Below are 25,895 nucleotides of genomic sequence, written 5' to 3'. Positions count from 1 at the left end.
GCGTTTTTTTTGAACCAATAAATAAACCCGGCACGTTAGTTTTTTTACCGGTTCACTTCAAACAACATTTCACATTCAGAAATTTTAAGCTGATTTTGCCACTTCAGATGGACAACCCTCGCGGTATTCAGCAATAATTTGTTTTACCTGGGTAGGCGCCACCCTTCCGAAGACTTTTTCGCCTACCATTACCACGGGTGCAAGTCCGCAAGCACCAACGCAACGCAGGCAGTTCAATGAAAACTTTCCATCGTCGGTTGATTCTCCCACTTCAACTTTTAGTTGTCTTTTAAATTCACTCAAAACCTGCTCGGCGCCACGAACGTAGCAGGCTGTTCCCATGCAAATGGAAATGGGGAATTCCCCTTTGGGAATCATGGTAAAAAAGCTATAAAATGTAACCACCCCATAAACTTTCGCCACTGATGTTTTAAGCTCTTTGGCAATAACTTCCTGCACTTCAGCAGGCAAGTAGCCGAGCTTGTGCTGAACCTTATGCAAAACATTAATCAGTTCGCCCTCGCTGTTGTGGAATTCAGCACAAACATCCTTAATAATCTGAATTGTATTTTCTGCAAGTTTTATTTTTGGCATGACATCAATATTTTTGGTATTTCTCTTTAAAAATTCAATTATTCCGTTTTAAAAGAACTGTCAATGGTCATTGATCATTGGTCATTAGGAGTGGAAGTCCGGCCAATAGATTTGATGTAATTGTTGTGCCGTTTTCCAAGTTCTTCCAGCCGTTTCATAAAATCGTTAAAAACTTCATCGGAAATAAGTTTTCGGTTGTGAGCTTTTGTTAGCCAGGTAATTGTTTCGGATTGAGAACCTCGGGAATAGTACTGAAACTGCTGGTTTTCCTTATAGAAATATCTTCCGTAACCTTCGCTGATATTGGCAGCCATGGAATCTGCAGCATCAACCAGTTGTTTTCCGGTAGTCCATTTTTGAAAAGTATCCCATTTGTCAACAAGAAACCAGACGTCATCTGCAATTTCCATTGCCAACTGATAAACTTTTAAATCTTCCAATTTCATAATTATCTTTTTTTCTTATTCTTCTCCCAATGACTTCTTTCCCTAATGACCATTTACTTCTTTTTCCTAATGACTAGTGACTGATGACCAGTGACTTTTTCTTCACGTTCTGTCAAAATATTCTGTATGCAATAAGTGGTGCGCTTTTTCACTCATCGGTTTACCCAGGAATTCTTCATAAAGCTGAATAATGTATGGGTTTTCATGCGATTTGCGAATTTTCTTATTGCTGTCTTCCTGGTAAATGGCCATCTGACGTTTTTTCAGAATTTCGGCATTTCCATGATGGTAAGGCTGGCCACCGCCACCAATGCAGCCACCCGGGCAACTCATAATTTCAATGGCATGAAACTCACTTTCACCCGACTCTATTCTTTCAAGTAGTTTACGGGCATTTCCCAATCCGTGGGCAATCCCAATTTTTAGTGGAAATCCGGCAAAATCGATTGTTGCCTGGCGGATGCCTTCCATTCCGCGCAGTTCGTGGAAATCGAGTTTTGGAAGTGGTTTTTTAGTGTATAATTCGTATGCAGTTCTTACCGCAGCTTCAATTACTCCACCAGTGGTACCAAAAATAACACCTGCACCGGTTGATTCACCCATAGGCAAATCGAAATCCTCATTGGGCAGTTTGCTAAAATTGATATTGGCCAGCTTAATTAATCCGGCAAGTTCGCGGGTTGTAATGGCATAATCTACATCCGGATTGTCGTTCACTTTAAACTCATCGCGGCCACATTCGTATTTTTTGGCTACACAAGGCATAATGGAAACCACTACTAAATTTTCCCTTTTAACGCCCATTTTTTCAGCGAAATAGGTTTTGGCTATACTGCCGAACATCTGCTGTGGTGAGCGCGCAGTAGAAGGAATATCTTTTAACTGAGGAAACTGGTGTTCAAAAAACTTCACCCAGGCTGGGCAGCAAGAAGTAAGAATGGGCAATTTCACACTTTTATCGCCTTCAAGGAACCGTGAAAGACGGTTTAACATTTCGGTACCTTCTTCCATAATGGTAAGGTCGGCCGCAAAATCGGTATCAAACACATAATTGAATCCAAGCCGGCGAAGGGCAGCGGCGAGTTTTCCCGTGACGAGTGTTCCTGGTTCCATATCAAATTCTTCACCAAGTGCAGCACGCACAGCAGGAGCTGTTTGCACAATTACGGTTTTGGAAGGATCGGATAGTGCCCTGACAACATGGGCGGTTTGGTCCACTTCGGTTAAAGCGCCTGTTGGACAAACTGCTACACATTGCCCGCAATAGGTGCAAACCGAATGGTCGAGATTCATTTCAAAAGCGGGTGAAACCACCGCATTAAAACCACGATTGATGGCAGAAAGTACGCCAACTGTTTGTACTTCGTTACACATCATTTCGCAACGGCGACACATAATGCACTTGTCCACATCGCGGATAATGGCCGGCGAGGTATCTTCGCGATATGTTGACTGTTCGCCCTTATAATGAATCTCACGTATTCCAAGGTGATGCGCCATATCCTGCAAATCACATTTTCCTGACTTGGCACAAATCAGACAATCAGCCGGATGGTCGGAAAGAATAAGTTCCAGCACCGTTTGCCGGGCATTTATCACCCTGATGGAATGAGAATTAATGATCATTCCTTCGCCTACCTCCGTGCAGCAAGCAGGCGCCAAATTGCGTCGCCCTTCCACTTCCACTACACAAATGCGGCAACCTCCGGGTCTGTTTTCAATATTTAAATCATCCAGTTTCATGTGGCAAAGTGTAGGGATATGTATGCCCGCACTTGAAGCCGCTTCAAGAATGGTAATCCCCTTTTGAACGACTACCGGTTTGTTGTCTATGGTTAATTGTACTGTATCCATTGTTCCTGTATTTCTTTTCTATGAAAGTTTAATAGCATTAAATTTGCATTTCTCGTAACACACTCCGCATTTAATGCAAAGCGACTGGTCGATGTAATGTGGTTGCCTTCTTTCGCCGGTAATGGCTCCCACCGGGCAGTTGCGGAAACATAATGTGCAACCGGTGCATAAATCTTCTATAATGTCGTATTTCAGTAACGCTTTGCATTGGCCAGACGGACAACGTTTTTCATTAACATGTGCCAGGTATTCATCTTCAAAATTAAGAATGGTGGATAAAACCGGGTTGGGCGATGTTTGACCGAGCCCGCAAAGCGATGTATCTTTTATAACATTACTCAATAGTTTCAGCCGTTCAATATCAACTTCCTCCCCATTCCCATTGGTAATTTTCTCCAGAATTTCATGCAGGCGTTTGTTTCCAATACGGCATGGCGAACATTTTCCGCAAGATTCTTCCAGGGTAAATTCAAGGTAAAATTTGGCGATTCCAACCATACAATCGTCTTCGTCCATCACAATCATTCCACCCGAACCCATCATGGAACCGGCAGCAAGCAAATTGTCATAATCAATTGGAGTATCCAGAAAATCTTTGGTTAAACAGCCACCGGAGGGCCCACCGGTTTGAACCGATTTAAACCCTTTCCCATCCTTAATACCGCCGCCAATATCATAAATAACCTCACGTAGCGTGGTTCCCATGGGGACTTCAATCAAACCAACATTGTTGATTTTTCCGGCCAATGCAAATACTTTGGTTCCTTTCGAATTTTCAGTACCAATTTTGTTGAACCAGCTTGCTCCCTTGTTAATGATAACCGGAATGTTGGCAAAAGTTTCCACGTTGTTCACGTTGGTAGGTTTTCCCAGGTAACCTGAAACGGACGGAAACGGTGGTTTAAAAGTAGGTTCGCCCCGCAAACCTTCCATGGAATGGATTAGCGCGGTTTCTTCGCCGCAAACGAAAGCTCCGGCTCCAAGCCGAATATCAATTTCAAAATTAAAACCGGTTCCCAAAATATCATCACCCAGCAAACCATATTCGCGTGCCTGATTTAATGCTGTTTTCAGTCGTTCAATGGCAAGTGGATATTCTGCCCTGATGTAAACCAGGCCTTTGTCGGCGCCGATGCAATACCCGCAAACGGCCATGGCTTCAATTACCGAGTGTGGATCGCCTTCCAGAATGGAACGATCCATAAACGCACCCGGGTCGCCTTCGTCGGCATTGCAAACCACGTATTTCTGATCAGCTTCTGATTTTCGGGTGATTTCCCATTTTAATCCGGTAGGAAATCCGCCACCGCCACGACCCCGCAAACCAGATTCTTTAATTTCTTTTATGGTTTCTTCCGGCGAATATTCAGTAAGGCATTTTCCCAAAGCGGCATAACCATCGCGCGAAATGTATTCATCAATACTTTCAGGATTGATAAAACCACAATTCCGGAGGGCAATTCGTGTTTGTTTTTTGTAAAAATCCATGCCTTTGGAATCGCTAATCTGCTGGTTGGTAATGGGGTCTTTGTAAAGTAGCCGCGGAACCATCCTTCCTTTAACCAGGTGCTCTTTTACAATATCCTCAGCATCGGCAGGTGTAACACCAACATAAAAAGTATTGTCGGGCAATACCTTTACAATCGGGCCTTTTTCACAAAATCCGAAGCAACCGGTAAAAACCACCTGCGCTTCGTCCTCCAGACCCACTTCCTCAATCCAATGCTTCAATTGGTTTTTTATTTCATCACTTTCTGCTGCTTTACAGCCGGTTCCGCCGCAAATGAGCAGATGTATTTTATAATCGGTCATATCTGATTGGTTGAAAATTGTTAATCGTCAATCGTTTTAAATGTTACCGGAATAACGCCATCAATGAGTTCGCCGCGCTTAATATACACATCAATTATTTCTTCGGCTTTTTCTTTATTCACGTAACCAAAAACCACGGAGTCTTTTCCCGGCAGGGTAACTTCTACGGTCGGTTCGGCATAACAATATCCCATACATCCGGTTTGTGTAACCACGGCATCAATGGCTTGCTGCTCCAGCTCATCCACAAAATATTTCATGGTTTCTTTGGCGCCGGATGCAATCCCGCACGTTGCCATTCCCACCTTAACCTGAACCAGTTGTTCGGGATGATCGCTGTTCTCTCTTAATTTGATTTTGGACTGAACTTCCTCTTTAATTCTGCGGAGGTCAGCCAGTGTTTTTATTTTTGTCATAGTTGAAACGGTTATTTTTTTATTTTACTTACTTGCTTCTATCTCATCAAGGTTGTTTTTTATCATATCAATAATGGCTTGTTTTATCTCTTTTTGTTGAAGAGAGACTCCCTCAAGCATTGTTAGTAATTCCGCGGAATCCATCTCGAAAAAACCTACTTCGGTGCTATGTCTGTAAATCCAACGAATTTCCGGGTGGCTCAGCAGGTTCAAAAACCAGGTATTCCAAATATCGCCCATCGGAGGCCGGTCCAAATGGCCAAGCTGAAACACGGCTTTTACTTCTGTTCCTTTTCCGGGTTCGGAATTAATCTTAAATGAACCACCGGTCGCTTCTGCATTTTGTTTCAAAAGCGGCAAACCAAGTCCAACTTTCCGGGTGGTTCGCGATGTAAAGAACGGATTGACTGCCTGCTCCAAAACTTCCCTGCTCATTCCGCAGCCGTTGTCATTTATAGTCAGGTTGTAAAGGTTACTTTTTTTGTCCTCTTCAACTATGATTTCAATCAATGTTGCTTTTGCACTCACCGAATTCTGCACAATATCAAGCACATGGTCTGAGATGGTTTTCATGGCAATTCACAAAATCGGTTATCTTGTTGATTCAATGCTTTTTTTATCTCTGAAAAATTAATTTCTTCCAAATTAAAAACGGTGTAAATTTCGCCAATTTGTTCGGGATTATGTGCATCGGAATTGCGAATAAAGGTGGTTTTATTTTGTATAACATATTGTTCTATAACATGTTTTTCTGAACCATGTCTTGAAAGCCCCAGTGCATCGTACTTTAACGAGGGTGGAATAAACCCAAGCTGGCTTAATATTCCGTTAACAGATCGATCAACATGTGCCGGAATAAACAGTCCATTTAGCTCATCAACACGCTTTTGAATTTTTTCAATTCCAACTTTTAGTGCAGCCGGCAAATAATAAGGCACCATCTCCAGAATATTTTCATCCTCTTCAATTACCGGCTGGTATCCGTAGTATTCCTCAGAGTTGGGAATACGGGTAATATTTTCTTCAATATATTGCTGAAATTGAATTAGTTGTTCCGGTTGTTCAAAAAAAACAAGACAATGTACCTCCTCTTTTGTGGTAACTTCAGCGCCGGTTAACGTAAAAATCCCTTCCTTTTCGGCAAGCTTTTTAACCAGCAAACTGTGTTTTGTTGAATTATGATCGGTAACGCCAATAATATGCAAGCCACTTGCTTTGGCTTTTTCCACAATAGCTTGCGGTGTCATTTCCAGACTGGCACAGGGCGACAACAACGTGTGAATATGTAAATCGGCCCTGTATTTGTTCATAATAACAGATTTTAGATGTAAGTACAAAGTAAAGAGAGAAACTCAGAAAAATCAATTACTGGTTCGAATCTGAATTTAAATCAGCAAAAAGTTTTCCGGCCATTTCAAACGTTCCTTTATCTGTTCCCAGCAACGGAATTCCTTCATCCCGGCTACGTTCCAGGGTGTCTTCATCCGGTTCAAGGCCTTTCACCAAAATAACCGCGGCCAAATCTTTCAGCGAAGCAATGGCCATTATATTTTGGTGGGTTTGCAGGGTAATCCATACCTCATTTTCGGCAGCATTCCCCATCACATCGCTCAGCAGGTCGGAAACATATCCGCCTGAAATTTCATTATCAAGTACCTGCTCACCGGCAAAAACTTTCAGTTTGTATTTTTCCACCAAATCAGAAACCTTCATTTCGTCTTCCTTTTTTATTACAATCGGCTTCAAAGCGTTTTTCACCCCACTTTTTTTCCAGGTTTTTATACGCTTTTTCCGGTTTAATTTTTTGTTCTTTCACATATTTATTCTGCAAGAAAACGCAGTCCGTCATCCGGGCTTTTCCCTGCACAATATCTTCGGCCAGGGCGTGGCAGTTGGGAGCTCCGCAACCGCCGCAGTCGATGCCTGGCAACTGGCAAAGAATATTGTTTATTCTTTGCATTTTTTCGAGCGCACGCGTCCTGTTTTCATCCAGTACAAATACCGGTTTTGGTTCAATTTTTTCTGAAACCAGTTTGGCTTTCGTGCTTTCCTTATCCCACTCGTGCGTTAAAATCTGACTGGCTTTTGGATATTGTGCAGCTCTTTTTTGCAAACGTTCCACTGTAAGAAACCGGTTCCCGGTTAAAAGAATTCCCCCGGCACAACCCAGGTTGCACGATTTCAGTTCCAGAAAATCGAATTCGGGAACTTCATCATTTTCAAGTCGTTCAAGAAATTTCACCACATTATGAATGCCGTCAATAGCCATTGACTTTTTTTTGTACCACGAAGTTTCGCCACGTGGCAAACTCCACAAAATCCCTTCTTTACTCAGATATTTTCTGTATTCTGAAGTGTTAATCTGCTCTTTTACCGGAATCAGTTTCATGAGGCGGTTATACAAATCTTTCATATTAATGATGCCCGTAACAATGGATTCTTTTTCAGCAACCGGCTGGTTCACCGCTGCCATTTTTGCCGAACATGGCGAAACATAAAAAATTCCGATTTCGTTTTCTGTAGCTCCCTTCTTTTTCAATTGCTGAATGGCAAAATGAGCTGCTAAATCGTGAGGTGCTTTCCTGCGGGAAATATTGTTAACCAGCGACGGATATTTGCATTGAATCAAACGCACCACAGCCGGGCAAAACGAAGAAATCAGCGGACCCTCTGCCACCTCTTTCCGGCTTTCTTTAACCGATTCCATCAACCATTCAACCGGTTGCTCTACTTCAAAAATATGTGTAAAACCTAATTTCAGCAAAGCTTCATAAATCTGTCCTTCAGAATAAATCTCAGAAAACTGACCCACGAAAACCGAGGGAAACAAAACCACGCGGTATTTATAATTTTCAATCTGACTTATATTGTCGTGAACAACATAAATGGCATCAGCCGGACAGGCCCGCAGGCAGTTCCCGCAATCTACGCAACGCCCAGGATCAATTACCGCTATGCCGTTAACAATTCTAATGGCCTCAGTTGGACAACTTTTCATACAGTGGGTACAGCCAAAACATTTTTCTGTATCCACTTTCAAAGCATGGTATTTTTGTTTTTCTTTCATGAATAATAACACCTGAAAGTTAATGTTGTACCTTCACCCACCCGGCTTTCAATGCTTAATTCATCGGTATTTTTTTTGATGTTCGATAAGCCCATTCCAGCGCCAAAACCCATTTCCCGCACCTCTTTTGAAGCGGTTGAAAACCCAGGCTGCATGGCCTGTTCAATATTTTCAATTCCCGGCCCGCGGTCTGATACAACTATAATAATATCATTTTCGCCAATGGTTGCTTTTACTATCCCATCCCATGCGTGTGCAGCTACATTTACTTCAGCTTCATAAACAGCAACCACCACCCTTTTTATACTTTTGGCATCAATGTTCAGTTGCTTCAACATCTTTTTAATGTGACTCGAAGCTTTTCCTGCATTGGAAAAATCACCTCCTGATATTTTAAATTCCAGCTCAAGCGCCATTAATACACCGCTTTTAAACCGTTTAAATACAAAATTCCACTTGCTTTGTAAATGGAAAATGATGTTTCCAGTAATACGAGGCCATTTTCGTTGGCCAGCTCAATCATATCGGGAGTGGCTTGTTTTCCTCGGGCAAGCAAAATAACATGAATATCAGCCATTTCAGCAGTACGTATCAACTGCAGATTGGCAAGGCCCGTAACAAGCAGAATATTATCTTCATCGAGTGTAAGCACGTCGCTCATTAAATCGGAACTAAATGCTTTATCCAGTTCTTTATCGTTTTTTAATGTTCCGGAAACAACATGCGCTTCAGTATATTTTATAATGTCACTAATCTTCACGGTTAGTAATTAAAATTGGTTGTAAAATCTTTTCAGCAAAGATAATGTAAGATTAAGCTCAATTTATGCCAAATATCAAGAATTCCTGTTTTTAAATAGATTTAAAATGAATGTAAATAAGGTTTTTATTCACTATTTTTCCGACTGAATTTTTACCAGAAAAAAACTAAAAATGATTTACGATAAAAAGTCTTTTCTGCCGGGTAATATAAAAGATCCGGAATTTTACCAGAAAATTTTTGATGCACTACCCATTCCCATATTTTACAGAGATTTAAAGGGTGTTTACCAAATGTGCAACAAAGCACACGAGGAGTTTTCGGGAAAACCCAGGGAACAGATTATCGGGCAATCGGTTTACGACATTCATACCAAACATATGGCCGAAATTTATTACCATAAAGACCAGGAGTTGCTTGCCAATCCTGATGTTCAGATGTACGAAACCCAGGTGCGGCAAAAGGATGGTTCGCGCATGGATGTTGTTATAAATAAAGCAACTATCCATAATAACGAAGGTGAAGTTGTTGGCATTGTTGGATCGATAAACGATGTAACCAAACTGAAAAAAACCGAATTACGCCTGGAAAAAGCACAGGAGTCGATGGAAATTTCGTCGCACATGTTGCATAAAATCAACGTAGGAATTATAATGATGGACGAAAACCACAAAGTTGTGGATTCGAACGAAAGTTTTGCACGGCTAATGGGTGAAGAAACAACCGAGTTGTATGAAACCATTCCCGGGTTAAAAGGGGCCGATGTTGAAGTACTGGTTCCTGAAGTTATTTTCAAAATGATGTCGAGCATTCTTTCGTCGGGCGAAGAAATTTTGGAACGGGATATTAAATTCAGCAATAAACTACTGCATATTTCGGTGGTTACGTTGTATAAACAAAAGGTAGTTGGAGCCGTAATTCGCGACATGTCGGCGCCCCTGCTTGTCCGCGATGAAATTATAAACCGGGCGCAACGCATTAAAGAACAGAATATTGACACCGTTCAGAAAATTGCCCACCTGCTTGGCGAAAATGCAGCAGAAACCGAAGAATTACTGAATTCAATCATTCAATCGTACAGATATGGTGACGACCAATAATCCCAATTACCACATTGAAATAGATGTTCAGCAAAAAAAACCAAAAGGTGAAATTGCCTGCGGCGATGTTTTTATGTCCGATATTTTCAGGGAAGAGGGCCGGACTATTTTAGTGTTGAGTGATGGAATAGGCCACGGAATAAAAGCCAGTGTGCTGGCAACACTAACTGCCACCATGGCCTTAAAATATACCCGTTTTCACACCAAACCCGAAATTTCGGCACGGATTATTATGGAGGCATTGCCAAAAAGCAGCGACGGTAAAGAGAGTTATGCCACCTTTACAATTATTGAATTGGAAACCGACGGGCAGGTTCGAATTATCAATTACGATAATCCGCCGGTTTTGATAATCAGAAACGGAAAACTGTTTCAACCTAAAGAATATGAACTGGAAGTGCGTGGCAGGGAGAATGTGGGTAAACTGCTTCGTTGCCGCGAATTTACTGCCCGCAAAGAAGACCGGATGGTTTTTTTGTCTGATGGTGTGGTGCAGTCAGGATTGGGAAACAAACGGTACCCAATGGGTTGGGGAATTGAAAATGTTTACGATTTTGCTCTGAACCAGGCAAACCGGATGCCCGATATTTCCGCCTCAAAACTGGCCCGAAAAATAGTTAACCAGGCAGCAATGAACGATAATTTTGAAGTGAAGGACGATACAACCTGCGGTGTTATTTATTTCAGGGAACCACGGAAATTTATGCTCATTACCGGACCGCCTTTTTATAAAATAAAAGACTACGATTTTGCAGATCGCATTAAAAGTTTCAACGGAAAAAAAATTATTTGCGGCGGAACAACTGCCGAAATTATTGCCCGTGAACTTGACATTAATGTAGAAATAGAACATTTGGCCAAAAATCCTGAAATGTTGCCGCCAATTGCCCATATGGATGGATTTGAAATGGTAACCGAAGGAATTCTTACCTTGGGGAAAGTGGAAGAATTACTGGAAAATTATAACAGCGAAATCCGGCTTCAGGACAGCCCGGCAGAAAAAGTTGTAAAGTTGCTTTTACAGCACGACAGCATTGAAATTATTTTAGGAACCCGTATTAACTGGGCACATCAGGACCCGGAACAGCCTCTGGAACTTGAATTAAGAAAATTTGTGGTGAAACGTATTATTAAAATTCTGACCAACAAATTTTTTAAACATGTTGAAATTGAATACCTGTAAAAAAATCAAAAAAAACAGGAACTGTTAAAGCCCCTGTTTTTTTTTGGTTTTTAATATCTGTAATTTTTATTTCATCGGGTATTTTTTGAATACTTCTTCCGACTTCATCAGAATATCGACGTATTGTCCACGCTGATAAACAAACGGATCTTTCAGATTTTTACGCGAAAGTTTACCTCTGAAATCATCGAGTGATTTGAATTCATGCTCATCCATCCAGCGATTTATATCTATTAAAATATCCGAAATAACCTCTGGTTTATTTTTGTAAACAGTACTAACCACCTGCACCGTGTCGGCACCTGCAAGTATCAGTTTAATAACATCTTTGGCATTGTAAACTCCCCTGCTGGCACAAATACTGCCATCCAAATTTCCGTATAACAAACCGGCAAAACGAAGGGCAAGCAGATGATCTTTGCGGTTACTCAGGTTCCATGAATAATGAAATTCCTGATCATCTAAATCAATATCGGGCTGAAAGAGCCGGTTAAAAAGCACATAAGCATCTGCACCGGCTTCATCTATCTTTTTAATAAAGTTCAAAGGATTTGAGTAATACAAACTTAATTTAACACTCACAGGTATTTTTACAGCCTGTTTAACAGCTTCCACAATTTGTACCTGCTTGTCTTCAATAGACTGCCCCGAAATTTCAAAATACCCGGGTTCTGCATATAAATTAAGCTCCAAACCATCAACTCCGGTTTTTTCCAGCAACTTTGCATATTCAACCCAGGTAGGTTCGTAAATGGCGTTTAAACTTGCAAAAACAGGAATGTTTACACTCTTTTTGAGTTTTTCGAGATTGAAGAGGTGTTCTTTGGGTCCGGCATGTTCAATACTTGGAAACAGTCGCTCCATTTCAGCATTCCGGTACTCATACTCTGATAAATCTTCCGACATTTGCAGGTCTTCCAACTGAACCTGTTCTTCGAAAAGCGATTTATATACTATTGCACCAATTCCGGCTTCTTCGAGTTGTTCCGGAACGCCAGGTTTCATTGACAGATTACATGAGCCCAAAATAAGCGGGCTTTTCAGTTTTATACCCATGTAGGTAACAGAAAGATTTGCCATATCCTTTGATTTTTAGTTAATATTCTAATTAAAAAACTAAATATAAAAAGATTTTGTTCAAGAATGAATTTAAATTGTATTGAATTTCCCTTCAATAATATCTATGGGGAATATAGTTGAATGATATGTCTTTCAAAAAAAGCAATAAAAAAGCCACCTACAGGGCTTGCAGATGGCTTTTTTTTTAAAAAAAACACTGGTTACATCAAACTTAATGTCACGGTTAAACCGGCCATTACAACTGAAACCATTGTCATCAATTTGATTAAAATATTCAGTGAAGGACCAGAAGTATCTTTAAATGGATCGCCAACGGTATCACCAACAACACCTGCTTTGTGAGCTTCTCCACCTTTACCGCCGTAATTTCCTTTTTCAATGAATTTTTTAGCGTTGTCCCATGCGCCTCCGGCGTTGTTCATGAATACTGCCAGGGTAAAACCTGTTGTTAAACCACCTGCCAGCAAACCAACCACACCTGCAACACCCATGGCTGCTCCAACAATTACCGGAACAAAAATAGCCACCAGCGAAGGAAGCATCATTTCGCGTTGTGCGCCTTTTGTTGAAATTTCAACACATTTGGCATATTCAGGTATTGCTTTTCCTTCCAGAATTCCTTTAATTTCGCGGAACTGGCGACGTACTTCGTCAACCATGGCGCCTGCTGCCCGACCAACTGCTTTCATTGTCATGGCACTGAAAACAAAAGCCATCATCGATCCGAGGAAAATTCCACCCAGGAACAATGGATTGAACAGGGTAATATCATACGCAGCAGAAAATTGTTTAACCGAAGCAGTTGAAATTTTTATAACTTCTACACCATCTTCAACAACAGGTGCCACATCATGATAGAAAACATAGCCGCCTTTGGTAACAAAGCCTTCACCTGCTTTTGCAATTTTATCGAACCATAATCTCACTTCTTCCATATAGGCTGAAATAAGTGCCATGGCAGTAAGTGCTGCAGAACCGATGGCAAAACCTTTACCTGTGGCTGCAGTTGTATTTCCAAGCATATCGAGCGCATCAGTACGTTCGCGTACTTGAGGATCAAGTTCAGCCATTTCTGCATTTCCGCCAGCGTTATCGGCAATTGGCCCAAAAGCATCAGTAGCAAGCGTAATACCAAGGGTTGAAAGCATTCCCACAGCAGCAAACCCAATACCGTAAACGCCCATTGCAAAATGTTGTGCGCCTCCGGCAGCCCAGAATGCTCCCATAATTCCCAATACAATAGTTACAACCGGTATCCAGGTAGAATACATTCCCACTGCAAGACCATCAATAATTGTTGTAGCAGGTCCCTGCTGAGCTTGTTTGGCAATTCCTTTTGTTGGTTTGTATTCATCGGAAGTAAAATACTCAGTAGCCTGCCCGATGATTACACCGGCCGCTAAACCTATTACCACTGCCCAGAAAACACCCCAGGTTACCCAACCTAACATTACCAGGCCTACCATTGCAATTAAAACCAAAAGAGAACTTCCACCGGTTCCCAGTAAAAGTGCGTTAAGCAAAGTTTTTTGTGTAGCCGACTCTTTTGTACGAACCATAAAAATGCCAAGAATCGAGAGGATAATACCAATTGCAGCAACCATCATTGGCGCGAGAACTGCCTGGTAAGCCGTAAGTCCTGCATCCTGCATTACCAATGCAGGCAGGGATGCTCCCAATGCTGCAGTTGCCAGGATTGAACCGGCATACGATTCGTAAAGGTCTGCGCCCATGCCGGCAACATCACCAACATTATCACCAACATTATCGGCAATTGTTGCAGGGTTACGCGGGTCATCTTCCGGAATACCGGCTTCCACTTTACCAACCAGGTCGGCACCTACATCGGCAGCTTTGGTATAAATACCACCGCCAACACGTGCAAACAAAGCCTGCGTAGAAGCACCCATACCAAATGTAAGCATGGTTACAGTAATCTCAATTAATTTAACCCGTTCTCCGGCAGAGTTGATAAGTCCGTTTGTTACATACTCAGGATGAGCATGAACCAGGTTTAACCCTAAAAAGTGAAGGCCATTGGCCATGTTGTCGGGAGTATAAACGTACTCATTCAAAATCCAAAACCATGCAGCAATGTCGAGCAGTGCAAAGCCAACAACCACAAGACCCATTACGGCTCCACTGCGGAATGCTACCTGCAAACCTTTGTTTAACGACTGCGATGCACCGTGAGCGGTACGCGCCGAAGCAAATGTTGCTGTTTTCATTCCCAGAAAACCACAAAGGCCTGAGAAAAAACCACCTGTAAGAAAGGCAACCGGCACAAATGGATTTTGAACATTGAAATAGGCCATAATTGTTAACAGCGCAAACAAAATAATAAATACAATGGCTACTACTTTGTATTGCCGTTTTAAATAAGCCATTGCGCCCTCCCTTACATACTGCGCAATCTCAATCATACGGGGAGTACCTTCCGAATTCTTCATCATCGATTTGAAGAAAAACCAGGCAAAAACCAATGCAAGAATGGAAGCAAATGGAACTAAAATAAACATGCTACTCATAAGATGATAATTTTTATGTAACAAATGTTACGGTTTAGATTAAAAATTTCTGTTTTTATTTTGAATAAAAAATTAAAGTCTGGCTACTGTCACAAAAAATTTCTCCAACGGACAAAGATATACTATAAAATTAAATGCCAAATTTCAGTATTGTATATTCCATTCAGATTGAAAATAAATTAACACTTCATGTTAAAAATGAATAAGTGCATGGCGATCTTTCCCATTCATTAACACAGTAAGTGGTTCCTCAAATTCAACATGTTTAATAAAGCCTGTTTCGTTTACCAGTTTTTGATGTTTTAAAACATCCATATTCAGTTTTGCGTCGCTGGTATTATGCGGGACTGAAAAATAACCAACGTTCATAGAAGTAACGTTATGAAAAAAATGCGATCCCAAAGAAGCATCGAGTGGATAATTGGGCAAGCCCATTTCAACAATTACGCGTGCTTTTGATATATTGGCCCACAATACTGGAATTCCGGTAAACGGGTCGCGGGATCCCCATCTTCCCGGCCCAATTAAAATATATTCTTTTTTGTGGGTTTCAAAATATTGGTTTAGCTTGCTTATTTCGGTTGCCATTTGGCGGGTTTTGGTTTTGTCAAACATTTCAGGATCAACATAAACCACATCTTTAATGGTATCAATTTTTCCATTTCCCATGCCACGTTCAGCATACATAAAAACATTTTCTTCATCCACCTGTCCAAGGTCAATGTCAACCTGTTGTTCCACCCTGATAAGTGGTTTAATCTGGAGCAAATAAAAAGTGGGCAGTCCGTTTTCGGCTGAATCAAGATCCAGTGCATATTCTATTTCAACAGGAGAACCCATAGCCTCTTTAAATAGTTTTAGCAGTATTTGCAATGTTTCTGAAAGTGGCAGATAGTTGTATTTCAGAATATTGGCAAAATCAATTACTTTTGGTCCCTCACCCTGAATACCTGGCACCAGGTCGTCATTCTCCATTAAATAGGTTGATGCGGAATGTTCCAAAGTACCATCTTGCTCTGCTTCTCTGATACGGTATTTTTTAATAAATGCATCTTCACCGGCAGTAACCAAATCAATTTCTGAAACAGAAAGATCGATGGCATAAAAGTCTTTTTGAGAATTCCTTAGCAAATCGCCAATTGTGGTTGGATTAATAGTGGGATACCTGGGACAAAACCGAAATGAATTTTCACCGCCAACCACATACATTCCCAAACCCACGGCTGCAACTGAAAATCCATCCTCGGGCTGCATATACGATACCGGATAATAATTGTATGACTGTGCAACTCCGGAAATGGTAGGATAATATTTATTGTTGTAATTCTGCCCCACTACCTCCTGGATAACAACAGCCATTTTTTCCTCTTCAATTTTATAGTTTATGGCTTCGAAATAGGCTTGTGCGGACTCAGTAAAAATACTGGAATAAACTAATTTTACTACTGTTTCAAGCTGCTGGTAACGTACTTCCAAATCGGGGTGATTATTAGGAATAAGGTAAGTTGAATAAACCCCCGAAAAGGGTTGAAGTAACGAATCTTCAAACAAACCCGATGACCTTACTGCGAGGGGCTTGTCAACCCCTTTTACATACTCCAGGAGTCGTTCTCTGATTTTTTCATCAAATTCGGAATCGAGAAAATGCTGCCGTATGGAATTATAGTCGTTCAGCGAATAAATATCTTCATACAAATTATTGGTTTCCACAAATTTATCAAATTCAAGCGCGCCAATTACCGCAGTAGCCGGAATACGGATATTCAAATCAGGAATTAGTTTATGAAAATCAATATTTTCAATGAAGTTGCAGATAAAAGCAATTCCGCGGCCCTTTCCACCCAATGAACCTTTTGCCATACGAACAACCAGCCGGTTGGAATTTACCAGCGAAGGATCGAAGTTCACAATTGTACCTTTCAGTTTTTCGAACCGGGAAGTTTTAAAAACATCGAGGCAAAACTGGCGAAGTTCTTCCGCCGATTCAAAGTCTTCCGTTTTAATCGGACGCAGAAGTTCAGCCATGTTTATTTCACCACGCGCCATTAGCCAGGTTGAAAAAGAATTCCGGCGTCCGTGATACAATAATGCTTCTGCAGGAATTTCCCTGAATTTTTCCTGGAATTCATTCAAATTTGCAGCCTCGGTAATGGGTTTTCCATCTTTTCCTTTAAAAACAAAATTACCAAACCCCAGCCGCCGGTAAAGAAAATTCAGAATATCCATTGAAAGGCTTTCTGAATTTTTATTGATGAATTCAGCCTGAATTTCTTTAGCCCGGGCTGCATTCGAAATTTCCTGTGATTGAAGTAAAACCGGAATAGGATATTTTAAGGTGCTTTTGGCAAACTTGAGCAACTCAATGCCAGCATCGCCGTCTTCTTTTCCATCTTTTTCAAATTTCACATCAGAAATAACACAAAGCATATACCTGCGGTAGCTGTTAATTATCTGAACAGCTTCTTCATAAGTATCCACCAGTATAACTTTGGGACGGGCACGCATTTTTAAAATCTTGTGCAATTCATCCTTGGCATCTTCCTGCACCAGAATCTGGGTTTGGGTCATGATTGTGGTGTACAGCATGGGTAAATAGCGCGAATAATACTGAATGCTGTCTTCCACCAGCAATACTACACGTACATTCCCGTTTTGCGTATCGCGGGCCACATTTTTTTTGTCCTCAATATATTTAATCATGGCCAGAAAAACGTTGGAGTTTCCGTTCCAGACAAAAATCCGGTCAATAAAGTCCAGTTTTCGTCCTTCTGCCTGAAAAAAGCGCAGATCGGAGTTGTTGTTTGCCAGCAGCAGAAGCGGAATTCGAGGGCGCAGCTTTCCAATTGCACGTGCAGTTTCAACAGCAGAATCTTTATCCAGGCCGGCCATTACAATAATTAAATCAAAATCTTTATGCTCAAGTGTCAGCAGCGCATCTTCAGTGGAGTTTACACTGGTAAAACGGGGTGCTGCATACAAATTCAACTGAAGGTATTCTCCAAAAATTTTATCGCTGAATTGTCCTTCACGAACAATGGTATATGAATCGTAAAGGGTAGCAACCAGCAAAACTTCCTTCACCTTGTAAGGCATGAGTTCCTGAAAAATATCCCTGTCAGTTTTTTTGCGCTTATAAATACTTGCAAGTGTAATGTCTTCTATATTAAAATTCATACATGTCAAATTTAATTCGCTGAAATTAGCGATTTTTCAGGAAAGTTATACAGAATTTGGAAAGTTTGAAATGCAAAAAAGGCTCTGTAAAACCTACAGAACCTTTCATTAAAATCTGAATTTCATTGTCAATCCAATTTGTGAATGACCAACCCTGAGCGAAGTTTAGGTTCAAACCAGGTAGTTTTTGGTGGCATAATGTTTCCACTGTCGGCAATATCGATAAGTTGTTGCATGGAAACCGGAAAAAGGGCAAAAGCTGCCTTCATTTCGCCTGAATCCACCCTTTTTTTCAGCTCACCCAAACCTCGGATTCCGCCCACAAAATCTATTCGCTTTGAAGTGCGCAAATCGGTAATATCAAGAATCGGCCCCAAAACGTGGTTGGATAAAATGGTTACATCGAGAACACCGATGGGATCGTCATCGTTAAACGTTCCCTTGCGGGCAGTTAGTTTGTACCAGTTGCCACCAAGGTACAGACTGAATTCGTGCAAACGGGCCGGTTTGTAAGTTTCGGAACCCATGTTTTCTAACTCAAAAGCTTTGCTCAGTTCTGCTAAAAAACCTGCTTCCGATAATCCATTCAAGTCAGTAACCACCCGGTTGTAGTCGATAATCTGCAACTGGTTATCGGGAAAATGGACGGCCATAAAAAAGTTATATTCTTCATCGCCGGTATGATTTGGATTTTGAGCAGTTTTTTCAAGCCCGATTCGAGCTGCGGCTGCTGTTCTGTGATGCCCGTCAGCCACATAAGTACAAGGAACTTTAGTTTCGAAAAGTTGTTGAATGGCCTTGTTTTTTTCAACACCATTTACTACCCAGAAATGATGTCCGAAACCGTCTTCGGCTATAAAATCGTAAACAGGTTCATTGTTTGAGATAACTTCGTTTACGATGGCATCAATTTCGGGAACGGCTTTATATGCAAAAAAAACCGGCTCGATGTTGGCATTCAGATAGCGGGTAAGCACCATCCGATCTTCTTCTTTTTCGGGCCGGGTTAACTCGTGTTTTTTTATCAATCCGTTTTCGTAATCAGCACAGGAAGCGCCTCCCACAATGCCATATTGGGTTCGCCCGTTCATGGTTTGGGCGTATATGTAATACTTAGGCTCATCGTCTTGCACCAGCCATCCTTTTTCCTGAAACGCCCTGAAATTTTCCAGCGCTCTGTTATAAACTTTTTCAGAATGAATATCCTCAACTTCCGGGCACTCAATTTCAGCGCGGGTAATACGCAACAACGATTTTTTCTTTCCTTCGGCCATTTGGGCTGCTTCCTGAGAATTCATTACATCGTAAGGTAAACAGGCCAACTCTTCCGCAATATCTTTTGGAGGCCGTAACCCCCTGAATGGTTTTACGTTTGCCATATCAATATTTAAGTTATTGGGAGATTGAGTAGAATGAGCAAATGAGGTGTCTCAAAAGCATTTACTATCTCCAAAATTTATGATTCCTAAAATACTTATTTATTCAACTTCTTACTTAAATAATTACGATAACCAGCTGCTAATTTTGAAAGTTCCGTTAACAATTTCCTTGATTCAAAATATAAAGATTCATCAATATATTTTCTTCTGAATGCAATTGTTGAACAGGCAAGACATTCACGAATTGAACCACGTACCGTTTTTAGATATTTCAGTGCAAGAGGAACAGACTCACCATATCCTTCAGCAATATTCAACGTTATGGAATGAGATGCTCTTTTTAACTGACTGGTTAATTCATATTTCTCATTTTGAGGCAAATGGGTTATTAAATCATAAATGAAATCGATATAATCAAGTGACTTTTTATAAAGTTCTAATGTTTCAAAATCAAAAATAGTATCATGATAGTTTTGCATAATGGCTTTTAAAACAATTATTAAAATTTAAGTATCAAGTACATTTTCAGAAAACCCATTCACTCTTCACCCATTCACCCATTCACTCTTTCCTCATTCACCCTTACCTCATTCACTCATTCACTCTTCACTCATTCACCCATTCACTTTATAAGTAACATCCCCTTTTTCGAAGAAAGCCACAATTTGATCGGCTGCTGCAACCCCCGCATTGATGTTGGCCTCAGCAGTTTGAGCCCCTGCTTTTTTCGGAGTAAAAAAGTAACGGCCTTCAAATTTTGCAGCAAACTCCTTTTCGCAGTCAGGTGTAATGTCCGACATGTATTTAATATTGGGTTTTTCTTCCATTATTTTTATCAAATCCGGTTCGTTAATCACTTCTTTCCTGGCAGTGTTTACAATTACAGCTCCATCTTTCAGATGTTTCATAACTTCGTAACTTACTGATTTAATGTGCTCTCCCCGAGCCGGAACATGAATGGAAACGATATCGCTTTTTTCGTAGAGCTGTTCGAGTGATTTGGTCACTTTTAATCCGATGGCCGCTGCAGCTCCTTTGCTGTAGTGGGTATAAACAATCACCTTCATTCCAAATGCGCGGGCAATGCGAAAAACATTTCGTGCCACGTATCCAAATCCGTGTAATCCAAGTGTGCGGCCACGTAATTCACCACCCGGTTTTCCGCTAAACATTTCACGGAGTCCGAAAATAGCCAAACCAATGGCCAGTTCGGCTACTGCATTTGCGTTTTGGCCCGGTGTGTTCATTACTACCACATTTTTTGCACTGGCAGCATCACAATCAACATTATCGTATCCGGCTCCGGCTCTAACAACAATTTTCAATTTTGGGGCAGCCTCAAAAACTTCGGTATTTACAATATCACTTCTTACTATTAAAGCCTCGGCATCAGCAACTGCCTGAAGTAATTCATTTCTGTCAGTATAATTTTCCAACAAAACCAGGTTATATTCTTTGCCGGCTTTTTCAAAAATTTTACTGATTTTTTTTATTGCCACAGGGGCAAATGGTTTTTCGGTTGCAATCAAGATTTTTCTCATCACTCAAATTTTTTATTCAGAAAAAAATGCAGGATTTTCACCCTGCATCTTTTTTATTTGTTTTTTTCAAAATCCTGCATGGTTTCAACCAGCGCCTTTACACTTTCCACAGGCATGGCGTTGTATATGGAAGCCCTGAATCCTCCTACCGAACGGTGCCCTTTAATTCCCACCATCCCTTTGGATGTGGCAAAATCAAGAAAGTCTTTTTCCAGTTCGGTATAATCGGGCGCCATAACAAAAGTTACGTTCATGCGCGAGCGGTCTTCAGGATTTGGAACCGTAGGAACAAACAGCTTGTTTCTGTCCAATTCATTGTAAAGCAGGTTTGCCTTTTCAATGTTCACTTTTTCCATGGCTTCCACCCCACCGTTTTCTTTCAGCCAGCGTAAAGTTTGCAAACTGGCAAACACCGGAAGTGTAGCCGGTGTGTTAAACATGGAACCGGAATCGATATGGGTTTTATAATTTAACATGGTAGGAATTGGCCGGTCAACTTTTCCGAGTGCATCGTCTTTTACAATGACCAGGGTTGCTCCTGATGGACCAAGATTCTTCTGCGCACCGGCATAAATCAGGTTGTATTTGGCCACATCAACCGGGCGACTGAAAATATCGGACGACATATCGGCAACCAGCGGAATTCCAACATCCGGGTCGTTGAGCAACTCGGTACCAAAAATGGTATTGTTTGAAGTAATATGCAAATAGTCAGCATCGGCCGGCACATCAAAACCCTTTGGAATATAATTGAAGTTGGCATCTTTTGATGAAGCCACCTCAACTACTTCGCCAAAATGTTTGGCTTCTTTAATGGCTTTTGATGCCCAGGATCCCGTGTTCAGGTAGGCAGCTTTTTTTCCCATCAGGTTATAGGGTACCATTAAAAACTGCAAGCTGGCTCCGCCCTGCAGAAAAAGCACCGAATATCCTTCGGGCACGTGAAGCAGTTCTTTAACCAACGCACAGGCTTCGTCCATAACGGCAATGAACTCTTTACTGCGGTGCGATACTTCCATAACCGAAAGTCCGGTACCGGCAAAATTAATTACTGCTTCGGCTGTTTTTTCTTTTGTAAACTCGGGTAAAATTGATGGCCCCGCATAAAAATTGTGTTTCTTCATTCTTCCAACTTTTTAGGTGAATTAATAAAATCATTTTTTGCAAAACACCCGGTTCAAATTTCGGATAACCCGGGAGATTAGCAGATGAGAAAAATCAATATAAATAATAAAAATTTGAGTTCTACAACATAGTTAAACACCAAATAGAAACAGACCAAACAAAATTTTGTGGCTAGTTCAGTTTTTGTGCTATGAACGTTTTTAATTCAAGAACACAAATTTATGCGATTCTGCCCAAGAATGCTATTTTTTAAATAGAAAAAAGAAAATAAGGGGTTATTTAAACCAAAGTTAAATAAAGGGCAATTTTACAATTTCGGCGGGAATGGATTTATTCCGGATATTCACGTAAATGCCTGTTCCAAAAGCAGCATACTCTTTGGCAATATAACCTAACCCAATGCCTTTATTCAAAACTGGCGACATGGTTCCTGACGTTACCTGACCTATTACTGAACCTTGATAATCAACCAATTCGTATCCATGACGAGGGATTCCTTTTTCCAGAAGAACGAAACCACGGAGCCTGCGTTTTACTCCTTCATTTTTTTGCATCATTAAAAAATCGCGATCGATAAACTGGCGGCCGTTGTTGAATTTTGTAATCCAGCCCAGCCCGGCTTCAATGGGTGAAGTTGAGTCGTCAATATCGTTTCCGTAAAGGCAATATCCCATTTCGAGGCGAAGAGTATCGCGCGCACCAAGTCCAATGGGTTTGATCCCGAATTCTTCTCCAGCCTCAAAAACGGCAAGCCATAATTTTTCCGCATCCTCATTTTTGCAATACAATTCGAAACCACCAGCTCCTGTATATCCTGTGGCAGAAATAATTACATCTTCAATTCCGGCCATTCCGCCGGTTTCGAAACTGTAAAATTTTATTTCCTGTAAATTGATTTCTGTAAGTTTCTGTAAAGTTTTTAAAGCATCAGGGCCTTGCACAGCCAACTGACTCATATTATCTGAAACATTTTCAAGTTCGGCACCAAATTCATTTTGAAGGTTAACCCATTCCCAGTCTTTTTGAATATTGGAAGCGTTTACCACCATCAAATATTTTTCAGGATCAAAACAATACACCAGAAAATCATCAACAATTCCGCCCCTGCCGTTTGGGAAACAGGTATATTGTGCCTGGCCCGGTTTCAGAATTGACGGATCGTTGGACGAAACTTTCTTCACCAAATCGAGCGCATTTGGTCCTTTTACCCAGAATTCACCCATGTGCGAAACATCGAAAACTCCAACCGCATTCCTAACGGCCATATGTTCGTTTCTAATTCCACTGTATTCAATTGGCATTTCATAACCGGCAAACTCAACCATTTTGGCCCCGGCTTCTTTGTGTACTTTATTTAATGCAGTTTGCTTCATAATTGTTTAAATTACAGGAATTGTACAAAACTATAGATTCATCAATTTTCCACACATGAAATATATCATCGTTTTTCTGAATGGTAAGTCAAAAATAATATATAAATTGCGCCCGAATTTTCTAAGAATAAATGGACGGACAATTAAACCACGTAAACCTCGGTTATCTTGATGATATTTCCGGAGGGGACAGCAATTTTAAAAAGGAATTAATAGGAATTTTTCTAAAACAAATTCCTGATTTTATTAGAAATCTTCATCGGTTTCTCATTGATGACGAGATCGAAAATCTGGCGAAAGAAGCGCATACTGCTAAATCTTCAGTTTTGATATTCATGATGGAAGAAACCGGAAAAAACCTGAAAAAAATACAATTGCTTGCCGAAAATAATCAGAAAGAAGAAATTCTGCCTCTAATTTTGAAGGTTCAGGATGACATGGACAAAGCTTCAGCTGAATTGCATGTTTTTTTGGATGAACTGGAGCTGGCGAAAAAGTAACAGACTTTAGTTATTTTCATGTAATCCACACTCTTTACCGGTATTTTGCTCCCACCACCAGCGACCTGCCCTGAAATCTTCTCCCGGCTTAATTGCCCGGGTACATGGTTCGCAGCCAATACTCACAAATCCTTTGTCGTGCAGTATGTTGTATGGTACATTGTTGTCTTTTACGTACTTTTTCACCTCATCGAGGCTCCAATCCAAAAGCGGATTGAATTTTATGATTTGATTTCCTTCATCCCACTCAAACTCATGCAGGCCGCTTCGGTTAGCCGATTGCGAAGCACGCAAGCCGGTAATCCAAATCTCATGACCATCCAACGCACGTTTTAGCGGAATCACTTTACGAATGTAACAACATTCTTTACGGTTCTCCACCGATTCGTAAAAACTGAACGGGCCTTTTTCATTCAGTAATTTTTCAACCTTGTCAGTTGGAGGAAAATAAGCTTTTATGGGTTTTCCATACCGTTCGAGTGTGCTTCTGAAAACTTTATAGGTTTCTTCAAACATCCTCCCGGTATCGAGCGTAACCACTTCAACTGGTAATCCATTTTTGAAAATCATATCAGTAATTACCTGGTCTTCGTATCCAAAACTGGTGGTAAAAACAATTTTTCCAACATATTTTTCAACCAAAAATTCCAGTTTTTCCAAAATCGATTTTCCGGATAAATCTTTATTGAGTTGTTGTACTATTTTATTCTCGTCCATTTCTAACTTCCTTTAAAACATTCAGCAATCTGCAAATATATAAATTGAAATGAGTTACTCTACAAACAGCACCAATCCTTTCAGATACTCTCCTTCAGGATGGTAAATATTTACCGGATGATCGGCCGGCTGAGTAAGCTGGTGCATAATACGAACAGTACGGCCTGCAATGGCAGCAGCAGAAAAAACTGTTTCACGAAAGCGGTCTTTGGAAACCACCTGCGAACAGGAAAATGTGAATAAAATTCCACCACTCCTTATTTGTTCAAATGCCCGCGTATTAATGCGTTTGTATCCCTGCAAAGCCTGTGGCAATGTTGCGCGGTGTTTGGCAAATGCCGGCGGATCGAGAATAATTAAGTCGTATTTTTCCTGAATGTCTTTCAGGTATTCGAAAGCATCGGCTGTGAACGCTTCATGCCGTTTATCAGCAGGAAAATTCAGTTCCAGATTTTCGTTGGTCAGGTCGATGGCTTTTGCCGAAGCATCCACCGAATGAACTGATTTTGCACCGCCCTGCATGGCATAAACCGAAAATCCGCCGGTATATCCAAACATATTCAGCACATCGCGGTTTTTGGCATATCGCTGAACCAGCAAGCGGCTTTCGCGCTGGTCTATAAAAAATCCGGTTTTCTGTCCGGTTTCCCAATCCACTTTAAATTTGAGACCGTATTCCAGCACTTCATTGCTTTCTGGGTTTCCAAACAGCAATTCGTCTTTGGGCTGAATATTTGCTTTAAATGGCAACGTTTTTTCGCTTTTATCGTAAACTGCTTTCAATTTTTTGCCCAAAACCGCCTGAAGCGCTTTTACCAATTCGTTACGCATCAGATGCATTCCTACCGAATGCATTTGCAATACTGCAGTGCCGTTGTAAAAATCAACAATCAATCCGGGCAATCCGTCGCCTTCAGCATGAATAATCCGGAAAACATTAGTTTCAGCATCGTTTCCAAATCCCAGACTTTGCCGGTAATTCCATGCCTTTTGAATTTTGTTTTTCCAGAAATCTGATTTAAGTTCAGTTTCGGTGAAAGAAATAATTCGCACGGAAATGGAGCCAACCTGATAGTGACCAATTCCCAAAAATTCATCTTTATTTGAAAACACCGCAACCAAATCGCCCTCTGAAACCTGCCCGTACATTTTTTTTATGGCACCCGAAAACACCCATGGATGAAACCGCTTCAGCGACTGGTCTTTGCCCGATTTTAATACAATTTTTACGAATTCCTGCGGCATAT

The 25,895-nt window shown here is 40.9% G+C and carries 24 protein-coding genes; 3 read left to right on the top strand and 21 right to left on the bottom strand.

Annotation, left to right across the window (positions count from 1 at the left end):
• Positions 1 to 84: 84 nt before the first annotated feature.
• From ACESMA_RS04170 to ACESMA_RS04120, 11 genes are all read right to left on the bottom strand, one after another.
• Positions 85 to 594 carry an NAD(P)H-dependent oxidoreductase subunit E gene (locus tag ACESMA_RS04170; protein WP_372947510.1) on the bottom strand — a complete coding sequence of 170 codons (510 nt, stop codon included), beginning with the start codon at positions 592 to 594 and terminating at the stop codon, positions 85 to 87.
• Between the two features lie 74 nt (positions 595 to 668).
• Complete coding sequence (locus tag ACESMA_RS04165) at positions 669 to 1,040, bottom strand: four helix bundle protein (protein WP_372947509.1); 372 nt, start codon at positions 1,038 to 1,040, stop codon at positions 669 to 671.
• A 102-nt stretch (positions 1,041 to 1,142) separates the two neighbouring features.
• Positions 1,143 to 2,894, bottom strand: coding sequence for an NADH-dependent [FeFe] hydrogenase, group A6 (locus ACESMA_RS04160; protein ID WP_372947508.1), 1,752 nt, complete (start codon positions 2,892 to 2,894; stop codon positions 1,143 to 1,145).
• Between the two features lie 18 nt (positions 2,895 to 2,912).
• On the bottom strand, positions 2,913 to 4,724 hold the full coding sequence (locus ACESMA_RS04155) for an NADH-ubiquinone oxidoreductase-F iron-sulfur binding region domain-containing protein (RefSeq protein WP_372947581.1): 1,812 nt from the start codon (positions 4,722 to 4,724) through the stop codon (positions 2,913 to 2,915).
• Positions 4,725 to 4,726: 2 nt separating this feature from the next.
• On the bottom strand, positions 4,727 to 5,122 hold the full coding sequence (locus ACESMA_RS04150) for a (2Fe-2S) ferredoxin domain-containing protein (RefSeq protein WP_372947507.1): 396 nt from the start codon (positions 5,120 to 5,122) through the stop codon (positions 4,727 to 4,729).
• Between the two features lie 24 nt (positions 5,123 to 5,146).
• Positions 5,147 to 5,695 carry an ATP-binding protein gene (locus ACESMA_RS04145; protein ID WP_372947506.1) on the bottom strand — a complete coding sequence of 183 codons (549 nt, stop codon included), beginning with the start codon at positions 5,693 to 5,695 and terminating at the stop codon, positions 5,147 to 5,149.
• Positions 5,692 to 6,432, bottom strand: coding sequence for a PHP domain-containing protein (locus ACESMA_RS04140; RefSeq protein ID WP_372947505.1), 741 nt, complete (start codon positions 6,430 to 6,432; stop codon positions 5,692 to 5,694). The genes ACESMA_RS04145 and ACESMA_RS04140 overlap by 4 nt, the downstream gene beginning before the upstream one ends.
• 55 nt (positions 6,433 to 6,487) lie before the next feature.
• A complete protein-coding gene (locus ACESMA_RS04135) occupies positions 6,488 to 6,835 on the bottom strand; it encodes a DRTGG domain-containing protein (protein ID WP_372947504.1) in 348 nt (115 codons plus the stop codon).
• Complete coding sequence (locus tag ACESMA_RS04130; RefSeq protein WP_372947503.1) at positions 6,822 to 8,189, bottom strand: [Fe-Fe] hydrogenase large subunit C-terminal domain-containing protein; 1,368 nt, start codon at positions 8,187 to 8,189, stop codon at positions 6,822 to 6,824. The genes ACESMA_RS04135 and ACESMA_RS04130 overlap by 14 nt, the downstream gene beginning before the upstream one ends.
• Positions 8,186 to 8,605, bottom strand: a complete 420-nt coding sequence (locus tag ACESMA_RS04125) for an ATP-binding protein (RefSeq protein WP_372947502.1) — start codon at positions 8,603 to 8,605, stop codon at positions 8,186 to 8,188. The genes ACESMA_RS04130 and ACESMA_RS04125 overlap by 4 nt, the downstream gene beginning before the upstream one ends.
• On the bottom strand, positions 8,605 to 8,949 hold the full coding sequence (locus ACESMA_RS04120) for a hypothetical protein (RefSeq protein WP_372947501.1): 345 nt from the start codon (positions 8,947 to 8,949) through the stop codon (positions 8,605 to 8,607). Before ACESMA_RS04120 ends, ACESMA_RS04125 begins: the two co-directional genes overlap by 1 nt.
• A gap of 172 nt (positions 8,950 to 9,121) precedes the next feature.
• Between ACESMA_RS04120 and ACESMA_RS04115 the strand changes: the two genes are divergently transcribed.
• A complete protein-coding gene (locus tag ACESMA_RS04115; RefSeq protein ID WP_372947500.1) occupies positions 9,122 to 10,048 on the top strand; it encodes a PAS domain-containing protein in 927 nt (308 codons plus the stop codon).
• On the top strand, positions 10,032 to 11,231 hold the full coding sequence (locus tag ACESMA_RS04110) for a SpoIIE family protein phosphatase (protein ID WP_372947499.1): 1,200 nt from the start codon (positions 10,032 to 10,034) through the stop codon (positions 11,229 to 11,231). Before ACESMA_RS04115 ends, ACESMA_RS04110 begins: the two co-directional genes overlap by 17 nt.
• Before the next feature lie 66 nt (positions 11,232 to 11,297).
• Here the strand turns inward: ACESMA_RS04110 and ACESMA_RS04105 are convergent, their stop codons facing one another.
• From ACESMA_RS04105 to gcvT, 8 genes are all read right to left on the bottom strand, one after another.
• Positions 11,298 to 12,311: a dihydroorotate dehydrogenase-like protein gene (locus ACESMA_RS04105; RefSeq protein WP_372947498.1), complete on the bottom strand. Its 1,014-nt coding sequence runs from the start codon at positions 12,309 to 12,311 to the stop codon at positions 11,298 to 11,300.
• A 200-nt stretch (positions 12,312 to 12,511) separates the two neighbouring features.
• Complete coding sequence (locus tag ACESMA_RS04100) at positions 12,512 to 14,839, bottom strand: sodium-translocating pyrophosphatase (RefSeq protein ID WP_372947497.1); 2,328 nt, start codon at positions 14,837 to 14,839, stop codon at positions 12,512 to 12,514.
• Between the two features lie 192 nt (positions 14,840 to 15,031).
• On the bottom strand, positions 15,032 to 18,013 hold the full coding sequence (locus ACESMA_RS04095) for a PEP/pyruvate-binding domain-containing protein (RefSeq protein ID WP_372947496.1): 2,982 nt from the start codon (positions 18,011 to 18,013) through the stop codon (positions 15,032 to 15,034).
• A 128-nt stretch (positions 18,014 to 18,141) separates the two neighbouring features.
• Positions 18,142 to 19,392 carry a DUF1015 domain-containing protein gene (locus ACESMA_RS04090; RefSeq protein WP_372947495.1) on the bottom strand — a complete coding sequence of 417 codons (1,251 nt, stop codon included), beginning with the start codon at positions 19,390 to 19,392 and terminating at the stop codon, positions 18,142 to 18,144.
• A 95-nt stretch (positions 19,393 to 19,487) separates the two neighbouring features.
• Positions 19,488 to 19,871: a four helix bundle protein gene (locus ACESMA_RS04085; protein WP_372947494.1), complete on the bottom strand. Its 384-nt coding sequence runs from the start codon at positions 19,869 to 19,871 to the stop codon at positions 19,488 to 19,490.
• A 135-nt stretch (positions 19,872 to 20,006) separates the two neighbouring features.
• On the bottom strand, positions 20,007 to 20,933 hold the full coding sequence (locus ACESMA_RS04080; protein WP_372947493.1) for an NAD(P)-dependent oxidoreductase: 927 nt from the start codon (positions 20,931 to 20,933) through the stop codon (positions 20,007 to 20,009).
• A 53-nt stretch (positions 20,934 to 20,986) separates the two neighbouring features.
• Positions 20,987 to 22,057 carry a 3-phosphoserine/phosphohydroxythreonine transaminase gene (gene serC / locus ACESMA_RS04075; protein WP_372947492.1) on the bottom strand — a complete coding sequence of 357 codons (1,071 nt, stop codon included), beginning with the start codon at positions 22,055 to 22,057 and terminating at the stop codon, positions 20,987 to 20,989.
• 291 nt (positions 22,058 to 22,348) lie between these two features.
• Positions 22,349 to 23,431 carry a glycine cleavage system aminomethyltransferase GcvT gene (gcvT, locus tag ACESMA_RS04070; RefSeq protein WP_372947491.1) on the bottom strand — a complete coding sequence of 361 codons (1,083 nt, stop codon included), beginning with the start codon at positions 23,429 to 23,431 and terminating at the stop codon, positions 22,349 to 22,351.
• Positions 23,432 to 23,562: 131 nt separating this feature from the next.
• Between gcvT and ACESMA_RS04065 the strand changes: the two genes are divergently transcribed.
• Positions 23,563 to 23,931: a hypothetical protein gene (locus ACESMA_RS04065; protein ID WP_372947490.1), complete on the top strand. Its 369-nt coding sequence runs from the start codon at positions 23,563 to 23,565 to the stop codon at positions 23,929 to 23,931.
• Positions 23,932 to 23,937: 6 nt separating this feature from the next.
• Here the strand turns inward: ACESMA_RS04065 and ACESMA_RS04060 are convergent, their stop codons facing one another.
• Together ACESMA_RS04060 and ACESMA_RS04055 are read right to left on the bottom strand one after the other, a co-directional pair.
• On the bottom strand, positions 23,938 to 24,648 hold the full coding sequence (locus tag ACESMA_RS04060) for a phosphoadenylyl-sulfate reductase (protein WP_372947489.1): 711 nt from the start codon (positions 24,646 to 24,648) through the stop codon (positions 23,938 to 23,940).
• Positions 24,649 to 24,702: 54 nt separating this feature from the next.
• Positions 24,703 to 25,893 carry a class I SAM-dependent rRNA methyltransferase gene (locus tag ACESMA_RS04055; RefSeq protein WP_372947488.1) on the bottom strand — a complete coding sequence of 397 codons (1,191 nt, stop codon included), beginning with the start codon at positions 25,891 to 25,893 and terminating at the stop codon, positions 24,703 to 24,705.
• Positions 25,894 to 25,895 lie beyond the last annotated feature (2 nt).

It is taken from the genome of Mariniphaga sp. (assembly GCF_041687215.1).
GTDB lineage: Bacteria > Bacteroidota > Bacteroidia > Bacteroidales > Prolixibacteraceae > Mariniphaga.
The sequence above is the reverse complement of the archived record's forward strand: the minus strand, read 5'-3'. Positions and strand labels throughout refer to the sequence as shown.

What these genes read in the sequence shown, in the direction of transcription:
- ACESMA_RS04140 (WP_372947505.1), bottom strand. Translation starts at nt 6,432, where the DNA reads ATGAACAAATACAGGGCCGATTTACATATTCACACGTTGTTGTCGCCC.
- ACESMA_RS04085 (WP_372947494.1), bottom strand. Translation starts at nt 19,871, where the DNA reads ATGCAAAACTATCATGATACTATTTTTGATTTTGAAACATTAGAACTT.
- ACESMA_RS04125 (WP_372947502.1), bottom strand. Translation starts at nt 8,605, where the DNA reads ATGGCGCTTGAGCTGGAATTTAAAATATCAGGAGGTGATTTTTCCAAT.
- ACESMA_RS04105 (WP_372947498.1), bottom strand. Translation starts at nt 12,311, where the DNA reads ATGGCAAATCTTTCTGTTACCTACATGGGTATAAAACTGAAAAGCCCG.
- ACESMA_RS04135 (WP_372947504.1), bottom strand. Translation starts at nt 6,835, where the DNA reads ATGAAGGTTTCTGATTTGGTGGAAAAATACAAACTGAAAGTTTTTGCC.
- ACESMA_RS04115 (WP_372947500.1), top strand. Translation starts at nt 9,122, where the DNA reads ATGATTTACGATAAAAAGTCTTTTCTGCCGGGTAATATAAAAGATCCG.
- gcvT (WP_372947491.1), bottom strand. Translation starts at nt 23,431, where the DNA reads ATGAAGCAAACTGCATTAAATAAAGTACACAAAGAAGCCGGGGCCAAA.
- ACESMA_RS04090 (WP_372947495.1), bottom strand. Translation starts at nt 19,392, where the DNA reads ATGGCAAACGTAAAACCATTCAGGGGGTTACGGCCTCCAAAAGATATT.
- ACESMA_RS04165 (WP_372947509.1), bottom strand. Translation starts at nt 1,040, where the DNA reads ATGAAATTGGAAGATTTAAAAGTTTATCAGTTGGCAATGGAAATTGCA.
- serC (WP_372947492.1), bottom strand. Translation starts at nt 22,057, where the DNA reads ATGAAGAAACACAATTTTTATGCGGGGCCATCAATTTTACCCGAGTTT.
- ACESMA_RS04160 (WP_372947508.1), bottom strand. Translation starts at nt 2,894, where the DNA reads ATGGATACAGTACAATTAACCATAGACAACAAACCGGTAGTCGTTCAA.
- ACESMA_RS04055 (WP_372947488.1), bottom strand. Translation starts at nt 25,893, where the DNA reads ATGCCGCAGGAATTCGTAAAAATTGTATTAAAATCGGGCAAAGACCAG.
- ACESMA_RS04065 (WP_372947490.1), top strand. Translation starts at nt 23,563, where the DNA reads ATGGACGGACAATTAAACCACGTAAACCTCGGTTATCTTGATGATATT.
- ACESMA_RS04095 (WP_372947496.1), bottom strand. Translation starts at nt 18,013, where the DNA reads ATGAATTTTAATATAGAAGACATTACACTTGCAAGTATTTATAAGCGC.
- ACESMA_RS04145 (WP_372947506.1), bottom strand. Translation starts at nt 5,695, where the DNA reads ATGAAAACCATCTCAGACCATGTGCTTGATATTGTGCAGAATTCGGTG.
- ACESMA_RS04170 (WP_372947510.1), bottom strand. Translation starts at nt 594, where the DNA reads ATGCCAAAAATAAAACTTGCAGAAAATACAATTCAGATTATTAAGGAT.
- ACESMA_RS04060 (WP_372947489.1), bottom strand. Translation starts at nt 24,648, where the DNA reads ATGGACGAGAATAAAATAGTACAACAACTCAATAAAGATTTATCCGGA.
- ACESMA_RS04130 (WP_372947503.1), bottom strand. Translation starts at nt 8,189, where the DNA reads ATGAAAGAAAAACAAAAATACCATGCTTTGAAAGTGGATACAGAAAAA.
- ACESMA_RS04150 (WP_372947507.1), bottom strand. Translation starts at nt 5,122, where the DNA reads ATGACAAAAATAAAAACACTGGCTGACCTCCGCAGAATTAAAGAGGAA.
- ACESMA_RS04110 (WP_372947499.1), top strand. Translation starts at nt 10,032, where the DNA reads ATGGTGACGACCAATAATCCCAATTACCACATTGAAATAGATGTTCAG.
- ACESMA_RS04100 (WP_372947497.1), bottom strand. Translation starts at nt 14,839, where the DNA reads ATGAGTAGCATGTTTATTTTAGTTCCATTTGCTTCCATTCTTGCATTG.
- ACESMA_RS04080 (WP_372947493.1), bottom strand. Translation starts at nt 20,933, where the DNA reads ATGAGAAAAATCTTGATTGCAACCGAAAAACCATTTGCCCCTGTGGCA.